The organism is Chitinophaga sp. 01L420, assembly GCF_056399985.1.
In genome coordinates, this window is record NZ_JBFTSK010000084.1 from 1 (window position 1) to 12,616 (window position 12,616).

Annotated in this window: 1 protein-coding gene; it reads right to left on the minus strand. The window is 46.8% G+C overall.

Translation table 11 applies throughout. The features are described from left to right. Positions 1–12,616, minus strand: a 12,616-nt coding sequence (locus tag AC1DP6_RS35440) for an amino acid adenylation domain-containing protein (RefSeq protein WP_477059128.1), incomplete at both ends; no start/stop codon positions are given.

Consider the following 12,616-nt stretch of genomic DNA (forward strand, 5'->3'; position numbering starts at 1 on the left):
AAGAAGAAGACCTGGTGTGGCTTCTAAATGCGAGATCCGTTGTTCATTTAAGAACTGTTCAAACAGTGCCATATCTGCTTGTATCTCCTTATCCACCAATATCAGCGTCGCTCCGTTTAACAAGGCAAAAAACAGTTGTTCCACAGAGGCATCAAAGCAATAATCAGATGTCATTAATATGTTTTCGTCTGATCCAATCTGATATACTTTGCTTTGACAATGCACCAGGTTTACTACTCCACCATGCATGGCGATCACCCCTTTGGGCTTGCCGGTAGAACCAGAGGTATAAATCACATAAGCTGCTGCCGTAGCAGGAATGGCTTTCAGCGGTTCGGTTACACGCAAAGCTGCCACCTTATCCCAATCCTCATCCAGTACAACGATAACGCCGCCCTTATTCCCAACCGCTCCTTTGCCCGCACGGCTGCTTAATACCATCTCTGCACCGGTATCTGTTAACATATGGATGATCCTTTCGGATGGATAGTCCGGGTCTATGGGCACATAAGCAGCGCCGGCTTTCAGGATACCCAATATCCCAACTATCATCTCCACGGATCTCTCAATACAGACACCGACAAATGATCCGGCAGTTACACCATTCTGTTGCAGGTAATGGGCCAGTTGGTCGGAGCGTTGCTCCAGTTCACCGTAGGTAAGTCTTTGTTCACCTGCCACCACTGCGGTAACCGCAGGATGAAGTACAGCTTGTTCTGCAAACAAAGCGGTGAGTGCTTTATCTTCCGGATAGGCGTCAACGTTATCATTAAGTGTTGCCAGCAATACCTGTTCCCCGGCTGCACTCAATAGCCTCAAAGTACTGATACGCTCGTCAGGTGATTGTACCACCACCCGCAACAATGCTTCGTAATGTGATATCAGTTGTACGATGGTCTCTTCATTGAACAGATCTGCAAAGTATTCGATATTGCCATATAGTCCCTCTTCACTATCCTGCATGGAGAGTGTCAAATCCAGCTGTGCCAGCGAATGTTCCAGAGGCATGGATGATAACTTCACTTCTCCTAACCTGAGTGCAGGCGCATCAGGCGTATTTTGCCATACAAACATCACCTGGAATAAAGGATGGCGGGTAAGGTCGCGGGTCGTAACCACGCTTTCCACCACTTTTTCAAAAGGCACTTCCTGGTGCGCATAGGCATCTAAAGTAGTTTGTTTTATCTGCTGTAACAGGGAGCTAAATAAAAGATCATCCTTCAGATCACTTCGCAGTGCCAGGGTATTAATGAAAAAGCCGATCAACCCTTCCACTTCCTGCTGCATTCGTCCGGCTGCGGGAGTACCTATACAGATATCTTCCTCACCGGTATAACGATACAACAATACCTTCAGGGCCGCCAATAATGTCATATACATGGTTACCCCCTGTTGCTGCGACAAGGTTTTCAACTGTGCCGCCAAATCCTGATCCAGGAAGAAGCGCCTGCTGGCCCCCCGCTTGCTGGTTACAACCGTACGCAGGTGATCATAAGGTAATTGCAATATAGCCGTCTCCGTTAGTTTACTTTTCCAGTAATCCAGTTTTTTATCTAATACATTACCCGTGAGATATTTCCTTTGCCAGATGGCATAATCCGAATATTGTACAGGCAATTCAGCCAACTGAACTATTCGTCCTTCCATGAAGGCATGGTATAATTCGGTCAGCTCACTTACAATGATGCCGGTAGACCAGCCATCAGAGGCAATATGGTGCAATGTTATCACCAGGATATGTTCCTCCTCTTCTAATACAATAAGTTCCGCCCTCAGTTTATGGTCTGTTGCTAAATTAAATGGAACCGATGTCAGTGTTTGAATGTAGGCAGTTAATGCCTCAGCATTATCGCGGTATGGCTGATGATTCGTTACTATCAGCTTCCATTGGTCAGTGGGCAGCACCTGTTGGAAAGGCGTTCCTTCTTCCTGTATAAATATTGTGCGCAATATTTCATGACGATTAACGATCGTTCGCAGCGCATACTCCAGTGCAGCACTGTTCAAATGTCCTGTCAGTCTTAATACAGCAGGTATATGATAAGAAACGCTACCCTCCAGCTGATCGATGAACCATAAACGTTCCTGCCCGTACGAAAGCGGGATATGCGACGGTTTCTCTGCCCGTATAACTGCAGGCATTAATATGCTTTCCGAACGCCGACTTAACTGTAAAGACAACCGGCTGATAGTAGGATAATCAAAAATATCCGCGATCGTTACCTCTACCGATAATTGTTTACGCATAGCCGAGATGACGCGAATAGCCAATAACGAGTGGCCACCTAAAGCAAAGAAGTCGTCGTGTAGCCCTACCTGTGGTACTTCCAGCAAGGATGCCCAGATACCCGACAGTGCTGTTTCCAATGCAGTAGCCGGTGCTACGTAGCTACCGGCAGCCATATTATCTGCTCCCGGCTCAGGTAAAGCACGGCGATCAATCTTACCGTTGTTCAGCAACGGAAATTGATCCAGCACTACCAGCTGCACCGGCACCATGTAATCCGGTAATTGCGCTTTTAAATACGCTAATAACTCAGCTTTATCAAAAGCGTCTGTAACCGTTAGGTAACCCACCAATGTTTTATCACTGACAGCATCTGCCTTTACCATCACTACACCTTGCTCTACTGTTTCGAAGGCATTCAGAGTGCGTTCTATCTCTCCTAATTCTACCCTATATCCACGGATCTTTACCTGATCATCTCCACGGCCAATAAACAGGATGTTACCATCTGTACCATATTTCACCACATCACCGGTGTGGTATAACTTTCCATCTCCCTTAAATGGATCATCAATAAAACGTTGATCCGTCAGCGTTACATTATTCAGATATCCGGCTGCCACTCCATCACCACCTATGTATAACTCGCCGGGAACGCCTGCAGGACATAGTTCCAGGGCCGGACTCAAAACGTAAGCACGGGTATTGGAGAAAGGTTTACCTATAGGAATATGACTTCCATAAGCCATGCTATCGCTAACTACATGGAGCAATTTACCGATAGTCGTTTCCGTTGGACCGTAGTGATTAACAACTTTACACCCTCTTCCGGCGGCAAGAATATTATCTACCACTGCTGTTTCCAGCGCTTCACCTCCAAATATCAGTAGTTGCTCCGGCAACAATAGTTTATCGGAGCCTGATACTGCTTTCCAGTAAGAAGGTACTACCTTGATACAATCTATCCGGTGAGAGGTAAAGTAATCATGCAGTTTGTCACTATCATTGATAAAGGCTTTCGGGAACAGGTGCAATTCCCCTCCCGTGGCCAGGCAACCATATAACACCGTATTGCCCAGATCTGTAGCGATACCGGTCAGTAAAGCAAACGAATGGCAATCAGCAATCGGTAGGGCCGCCTGCAAACCAGCAAGGTAATCAGACAAATTACGATGAGTGATCATAACACCTTTGGGGGCACCTGTACTACCTGAGGTATAAATCACATACAACAATTGTGAAGCCGATGGATGAGGCAGAACGGAAACAGCATCGTTCAACAAATCTTCGTCCAGTGAAATCACCTGCGCCGCTGTTGAGGGCAACAATCCCCTGCAACTACTACTGCTCACGATCACCGTTGCGGCGGTATCTTTTAAAATATAACTGATCCGCTCCATAGGATAATCCTGTTCAACAGGCACATAAGCACCGCCAGCCTTCAATATCCCCAGGATGCCCACTACCATATCAGCAGAACGTTCTATGAACAGCGGTACTAACGTATTAGGCCCTACGCCGTTTTTGCGGAGATGAACCGCCAACCGGGTAGCACGTGCATCCAGTTCCTCGTAACTCATAGCCTGGCCTTCAAACACCAGTGCAGTGGCCTGCGGGGTACGGGCTACCACTGCCGCAAACATATCCAGGATCGTTTCATCTGGGGCATAAGGCACCCTTTTTTCTGTGAGCGCCGGCAGTAACTGTTTTTCTTCCGATGTTAACAGCGGCAAATAATTGATCTGTTGCAGCGGGTTGTTCACCACTCCCTGCAACAGCTGCTCATAATGGCCTGCCATACGGCGGATACGGTCTTCACTGAATAGTTGGCTACGGTATACAATGCTTATTTCCAGCCCCTCCTCTTGCTCTGCTATAAAAAAGGTGATATCGAATTTTGCAGTATGATGTTCAAAATCCTCTCCGGATAAAATCACTTCTTCCAGATGCAGCGCCGGAGCATCCGATGTATGCTGCATTACAAACATCACCTGGAACAGTGGACTTCTGCTGGCATCCCTGTCTTTCACCACTGCTTCCACAATCTTTTCCAAAGGCACTTCCTGATGCGCATAAGCGTCTACGGTTGTGGTTTTCACCTGTTGCAACAGAGACGTAAAGGAAGGATTATTGCTCAGATCACTGCGCAACGCAAGCGTATTGACAAAGAAACCTATCAGCCCTTCCAGCTCACGGTGTGAGCGGGCAGCTGTAGAAGTACCCACACAGATATCCGTTTGATGACTATAACGGTATAACAATACCTTGAATGCCGCCAGCATGGTCATGAATAAAGTGGTGCCCTGCTGCTGCGATAATAACTTTAATCCATTAGCCACTACGCCGTCTACCTGGCATCTTATGTTTGCTCCTACGTTACTTTGTATTGACGGACGCACATAATCTACCGGTAGTTGCAGGGTAGCGACCCCGGAAAGCTTATCTTTCCAGTAATCCAGTTTTTTACCCAATACAGTACCGGACAGATGTTTCCGTTGCCAGATGGCATAATCCGCATACTGTAACAATAAGGGTGAGAGCGCCGCTGTGCGTGATGCTAAATAAGCACGATACAATTCCACCAGCTCCTGTATAATGATGCCGGAAGACCAGGCATCTGATGCAATATGATGCAATGTTACCACCAATATATATTCATCTTCCTTCAGCACAATTAAATGCGCCCGCAGCATATGATCTGCTGACAAATCAAAAGGTGCTTCTATCAATGCCTGTACAAACGGGTACAAGGCATCCACCCCAATATATGCTTCACCGGGTATTTCATTTAACCGCCATTGCCCGGCGGCTTGTATTTCCTGATAGGGACTGCCATCTTCCAGGTATATAATGGTACGCAGCGCCTCATGCCGGTTTACGATCTCCTGTAAAGCATATGCCAATGCCTCGCGGTTCAGGTTACCTTTTAATCTTAATACAGCGGGTATATGATACTGTACACTGCCTTCCAGCTGATCGATAAACCACAAACGCTCCTGGCTATACGAAAGCGGGATATGTACGGGCCTGCTTTCTGCAGCCAGCACCGATACCGGAGGTAGATGCTCTCCTGTGCAGGCAGCTGCCAGTCTTGCTACCGTAGGATGCAGGAACAATAATTTAATAGATATTCCTATTCCCTGCCCCAGGGCCGCTATTACACGCATTCCCAACAGGGAATGGCCCCCCAGCATAAAGAAATTATCGTGTATGCCTACACGCTGTATACCTAATATTTCCTGCCATACGGTTGCAATTGTCTGCTCCAGCTCATTACGGGGCGCCACATAGCCTACAGACAAGCTATCAGCACCGATAACAGGCAACGCTTTTTTATCAATTTTCCCATTTGATGTAAGGGGTAATGCGCCCAGTTCTACTACCACCGCAGGTACCATATAATCGGGTAGTTTATTATGTAATCCGGCGAGTATCCCTTCTCTGTCGAAAGCACCTTCCGGCACCACATACGCCACCAGCCGTTTATCCCGGCCTTGCTGATCATCTGTTACTGCCACAACCACTCCCTGTTTCACCAAACCAGTTTCCAGTAATACATTTTCTATTTCACCAAGTTCAATACGGTAACCACGTACCTTCACCTGTTCATCTTTCCTGCTCAGGTAGACGATATTACCGTCTGGCAGCCATTTACACAGATCCCCCGTTTTGTACAAACTTGCAGGTGCAGTACTGAATGGATCCGTTATAAATTTCTCAGCAGTGAGGTGAGGTAAATTCAGATATCCCTTTGCCACCTGTATACCACCTAAATACAACTCACCCGGAATACCTACCGGTAACACATGTCCGCTATCATCCAATATGTAAGCCTGTACATTGTCCAATGGTTTGCCTATCGGTACGGTATCAGTCAGGGTATGATCCTGGCGGTTAAACAAATACCCGGTAGCAGTAACTGTTGTTTCCGTTGGCCCGTAAGCGTTATAAAAATCAACATATGCCGCCCAGACACTTGCCAATTGGGGAGTACAGGCTTCACCACCTGAAACCACCCGTTTTAACCGTCCATACTTACCAGGAGTAAGTGTAGCCAGAAATCCGGGGGTTACATCCAGGTGCGTAATACCTTCCTGTTCCAATAGTTGAGTGAACAGTTGTTTATCCAACCGGATTTCATCAGGGATTAACACCAGCGCAGCGCCATTCGTCAGGGCCATATAAATCTGTTCGGCCGCTGCATCAAAACAATAATTATAGAACTGTAATAATTTATCATCCTTTGTTATACCAAACTGTCTGCTGCGGCTGTAAATCATATTTACCACCGCATTATGCGGAATCATTACCCCTTTTGGTTTCCCGGTTGAACCGGAAGTATAGATAATATATGCCAGCTCCTCAGGAGATATTATCCCGGCGACCTTTGTTTTGTGTTGAGATGCTAATGTTGTCTCCAGCTCATCTATGCAGATCACCTGCTTTCCACTGTTAACACCGGTTATCAGGTTTTTATGCTCGCTTGTTGTTACTACAACGCCCTGTTCACCGCAATCATCGAGTACAAGCCCCACCCTTTCAGCAGGATATTCAGGGTCAACCGGTACATAAGCGCTTCCGGCTTTCAGGATGCCCAGTATACCAATAATCATTTCGAAAGAGCGACTGGTACATAACGGTACCAGGCTACCGGCAGCGAGGCCCTGACCGAGTAAATAATGTGCCAGCTGGTTGGATCGTTCGTCTAATTCCCGGTAAGTGAGCTGTTGACCACCCAGCACCAGTGCTGTAGCTCCTGGTGTTTGTGCCGCCGCCTTCTCAAACAAATCGGTAATGAGCAGTGTTTGCGGATAATCATATGCAGTAGCATTAAATGTTTCCAGCACCAGTTTCTTTTCAGCAGCATCCAGCATCTCTAGCTCATCTATCCGTTGTGCTGGTTTTTCGGTAATAGCCAGCAGCAGCTGTTTAAAGTGAGCCTGCATACGACCTATGGTATCTGTAGTAAACAGATCTACGCAATACTCAATATGCCCTTCCAGACCATCCGGTGTTTCTCTCATCGCAAAAGTCAGGTCAAACTTGGAAGTGGTATGCCCAATGGGCACTTCAGACAAAGTTAGATTGCCCAATGTAAGCCTGGGTGTTTGCGGAATGTTTTGCAGCTCAAACATTACCTGGAATAAAGGTGTTCTGCTGATATCCCGTTCTTTTACTACTGTTCCCACTACCTTTTCAAAGGGTATTTCCTGGTGAGCATAGGCTTCCAAAGTATTCTCCTTCACCTGCTTCAGGAAAGTGATGAAAGAAGCTGTCTTATCCAGGGAGTTACGCAAGGCCAGCGTGTTAATAAAAAAACCTATCAGACCTTCTGCTTCTTCCCGTGTACGACCTGCTGATGGCGTACCTACGCAGATGTCCTCCTGCCCGCTGTAACGAAATAAAAACACTTTAAACGCAGCCAGCAATGTCATAAACAACGTAGTATCCTGTTCCAATGATAAACTGCGCAACCGGGCAGTTAATGTGTTATCCACCTGGAAATGGAATATATCGCCACGTGTACTTTGTAACACAGGCCTCGCATAATCTGTTGGCAGTTCCAATGCTCTTATACCATTCAACTTACTTTCCCAGTAGTTCAACTGTTGCTCCAATACGGAGCCGGACAAATATTTACGCTGCCAGATAGCATAATCAGCATATTGTATATCCAATACTGGTAATCGGTGAGCACGCATATCTGTATATGCACTGTACAGTTCCATTAGTTCCCGTACAATGATACCCATGGACCAGCCATCAGATACGATGTGATGCAGCACGATGACCAGTATATGCTCCTGTTTTCCCAGTACGATTAAATGCGCACGCAGCATATGATCTGCAGATAAATTAAACGGCATGCTGATTAAAGTGGTAATGTATTGCTGTAAGGCAATATCATCTGTTTTAAATCGCGGCTCATTTACTATCTCCCAATGCCACTGATCCTTATCCTGGATCTGCTGATAAGCGGTATTATTTTCCTGTGCTATAACCGTACGCAGTACCTCATGACGGTTCACTATAGTACTTAAGGCATAGAACAGCCCCTCGCTGTTCAGGTCACCATTCAATTTTAACGCAGCAGGTATATGATAATGGGTACTGCCTTCCAGCTGATCGATGAACCACAAACGTTCCTGGCTATACGAAAGCGGAATACGGGACAGCCTTTCCCCGGTAATCAATGGAGGTTCTGAAGATGCAGTAGTGCGACCTTTCAGTAGCTGTGCCAGTGCTGCAATGGTTGGATGATCAAATATTTCCCCTATCTTAATTTCCACCTGCATTGTTTTCTTTATAGCAGACATGAGGCGTACTGCCAGTAGAGAATGGCCACCCAGCACAAAGAAGTTGTCATCCACGCCTACTTGCGGTAATTCCAGTAAGCGTTCCCAGATATCGGCCAGGAGCTGTTCCTGTTCATTACGTGGAGCCGTGTATCCACCTGCGGAAATATTCCCCTCATCCAGCACCAGCAATGCCTGTTTATCCACTTTCCCATTGGCCGTTAATGGTAAATGATCAATTTCCACCAGCGTAGCAGGTATCATATAGACAGGCAGCTGCACTTCCAACCATGAAAGGATACCTGCTCTGTCAAAGGCTCCCTGCGGTATGATGTAAGCCACCAGCCGGCTATAGCCTTGAGGAGCGTGATTATCTGCCGTATCGCTTTTTGCCAGCACCACACACTGATCTACCAGTGCACATGATTGTAAAACACTTTCTATCTCCCCGGGTTCAATACGGTAACCGCGCACTTTCACCTGATCATCTTTTCTTCCCAGGTATTCGAGATTACCATCCGGCAACCATCTGCCCAGGTCGCCGGTGCGGTACATCTTCATATCTGGTTCCAGACTGAACGGATCCGTCACAAATTTTTCCGCCGTGAGCTCCGGACGATTCAGATACCCTTTTGCAAGGCCTGCCCCTGCGATACAGATCTCTCCTGCTACTCCCACAGGCGCCAACCCGTTATACCTGTCGGTGATATATAGTTGTACATTATCGATAGGCTTTCCGATAGATATACTTTTTGTACGTGCTTCCTGGTTTCCTTTTGCATAGAACGAGTGCGTACTACAACCAACCGTTGCTTCAGTAGGGCCGTATTCGTTGATGATCATGATATCCGGCATCTGTTCCGACAAATACCGGAAATGTGACCATTGCAGTGCTTCACCACCCAATACCAGTTTATTCGTTAAGTGCACGCCAGGATGATTGCTCATGGCAACTTCCAGCAGTGGCATATGCGCCGGTGTTAATTTGATAAAGTCATAAGGGGCGTATTTCCATAGCTGAGGGTCTTCAAATATATCTCCTGTGCGTTTCTCTCCGATCACAATCGCCTTACCGGCCATCAATGGCATAAACATCGCAGTGAGAGACGCATCGAAGGTATAAGTGAGGTGCACAAAGCTGCCGGATACATTATCATCCTCATTGATATAATTTGTTTTGCTGTTTAACAGGTAGTTTAATAAACTATCATGTGAGATCATCACCCCTTTAGGCTTACCTGTACTGCCTGATGTATAGATGATATAAGCCAGGTCTCTGGAAGAAGGTGTGTCGTAATTATTATCTACCTGATACCGGACAATATCCTCCCAATCCTTATCCAACAATATCACTCCGGGAACCGATGCAGGCAACACCTGTTCGCAGGCGCTGCTGCTTAACACTATTTCTGCAAGGGTATCTTCCAGTATATACCCAATGCGCTGCGTCGGGAACTCCGGATCTAACGGCACATAAGCCGCACCGGCTTTCAGGATACCCAGGATGCCCACTATCATTTCCAAAGAAGGCATTACGCAGATGGGCAACAACGCTCCCTTTTTTACACCTTTACTTTGCAGATAGTGCGCCAGTTGACTGGAGCGCTCATCCAATTCTTTATACGTGAGTGTTGCTGTACCAAACACTACAGCAGTAGCAGCGGGGGTATGTGCAGCCTGTTCTGCAAAAGTAGCTATCACCGTACCTTCCGGCCTGACTGTTACCATGTCATTAAAGTCATTCAGTAAGCGATGTGTCTCTACCGCTTCCAGCATATTTAATGCGCCGATTTTTTCACCGGGAGATATAATGGCAGCCCGTAATAATGCTTTAAAATGAGCTATCATGCTGTCTATCGTATCTGCACGGAACAGATCTGCCGCATACACAAAGCTACCACTCAGCTGCTCTTTGTTTTCTTCAACAGCAACAAGCAGGTCGAACTGCGCCATGGCCTGCGTACCCGGTTCTGATGTAAGTATCACTTCGCCTAAACGGAGTGCCGGCACTTCCGGTGCATTCTGTAAAGAGAACAGCACCTGGAACAACGGACTACGGCTCGTATCGCGTTCTTTTACAACAGCTTCCACTACCTTTTCAAAAGGTACGTCCTGGTGTTCGTAAGCTCCTAATGTCATTGCTTTTATCTGTTGCAGGAAACTTGCAAAAGATGGATTATTACCCAGATGGCTACGCAGTGCAAGGGTATTGATAAAGAACCCTATCAGCCCTTCCGATTCTTCCTGCATCCTGCCGGCAACCGGAGTACCCACGCAGATATCATCCTGGTCGCTATAGCGGTGTAACAATATTTTTAACACCGCCAGCATCGTCATAAATGGCGTGACACCCTGTTCAAGTGAAAACGCTTTTATGCGGGCATACAATAAAGGATCCAGACTAAATGTACTGGTGGCTGCACGCATATGTGTTGTAGCCGGCCTTACGTAATCGGTAGGTAACTGTAACGTACCAACGCCTGTTAATTTATTTTTCCAGTATGCCAGTTTTTTACTCAGTAATGCTCCAGTCAGATAGGCTCTTTGCCAGATGGCGTAGTCTGCATACTGTAAGGGCAACGGAGCCAGGGCAGCAGGATGTACGCCTGTGAATGCGTCATACAGCATGATCAGCTCCCGCACAATAATACCGGTAGACCATGCATCCGAAGCAATATGATGGAGGACTACCACCAACACATGTTCCTCTTCGTTCAACACCATCAGATGCGCCCGTAACTTGTGATCAACAGACAAATCGAATGGGGTGGCAATCAGCGACTGAACATGCTCCTTTAAAACAGCAGGGACCTTGTATGCCGGGTCTTTTGTTATAATTAACTGCCACTGACCGGCATCCAGTATCCGCTGGTAAGCCCTTCCCTCTTCCTCTGCTATAACGGTGCGTAATATTTCATGACGATTAACCAGTTCCTGTAAAGCAGATGCCAATGCTTCCCGGTTTAATTTACCGGTTAGCCGCAGCACCGCAGGCACATGATACTGTACACTTCCTTCCAGCTGATCGATGAACCATAAACGTTCCTGGCTATACGAAAGTGGGATATGTGATGGTCTTTCCCTGCGGGTAATAGCCGGTAATAATACATTACCCGAACGTTGATCCAGCTGTACAGATAACAGGGCAATAGTAGGATAGTCAAAGATATCAGCGATCGTTACCTCTACCGATAATTGTTTACGCATGGCCGAGATCAGGCGAATAGCCAGCAACGAGTGGCCACCCAGTGCAAAGAAATCATCCTGTAGCCCTACCTGTGGCACTTCCAGCAAAGATGCCCAGATACCCGCCAGCGCTGTTTCCAGTGCTGTAGCCGGTGCAATGTAGCTACCGGCAGCCATATTATCTGCTCCCGGCTCAGGTAAAGCACGGCGGTCAATCTTTCCGTTGTTCAGCAACGGAAATTGATCCAGCACTACCAGCTGCACCGGCACCATGTAATCCGGTAATTGTGCTTTTAAATAAGCTAATAACGCTTCTTTATCAAAAGCGTCTGTAACCGTTAGGTAACCCACCAATGTTTTATCACTGACAGCATCTGCCTTTACCATCACTACACCTTGCTCTACTGTTTCGAAGGCATTCAGGGTACGTTCTATCTCTCCTAATTCTACCCTATATCCACGGATCTTTACCTGATCATCTCCACGGCCAATAAACAGGATGTTACCATCTGTACCATATTTCACCACATCACCGGTGCGGTATAACTTTCCATCTCCCTTAAATGAATCATCGATAAAACGTTGATCCGTCAGCGTTACATTATTCAGATATCCGGCTGCCACTCCATCACCACCTATGTATAACTCGCCGGGAACGCCTGCAGGACATAGTTCCAGGGCCGGGCTTAAAACATAAGCACGGGTATTGGAGAAAGGTTTACCTATAGGAATATGACTACCATAAGCGATGCTATCGCTAACTACATGGAGCAATTTACCGATAGTCGTTTCCGTTGGACCGTAGTGATTAACAACCTTACAGCCCTTGCCGGCGGCAAGAATATTGTCTACTACTGCTGTTTCCAGCGCTTCACCTCCAAATATCAGTAGTTGCTCCGGCAACAAT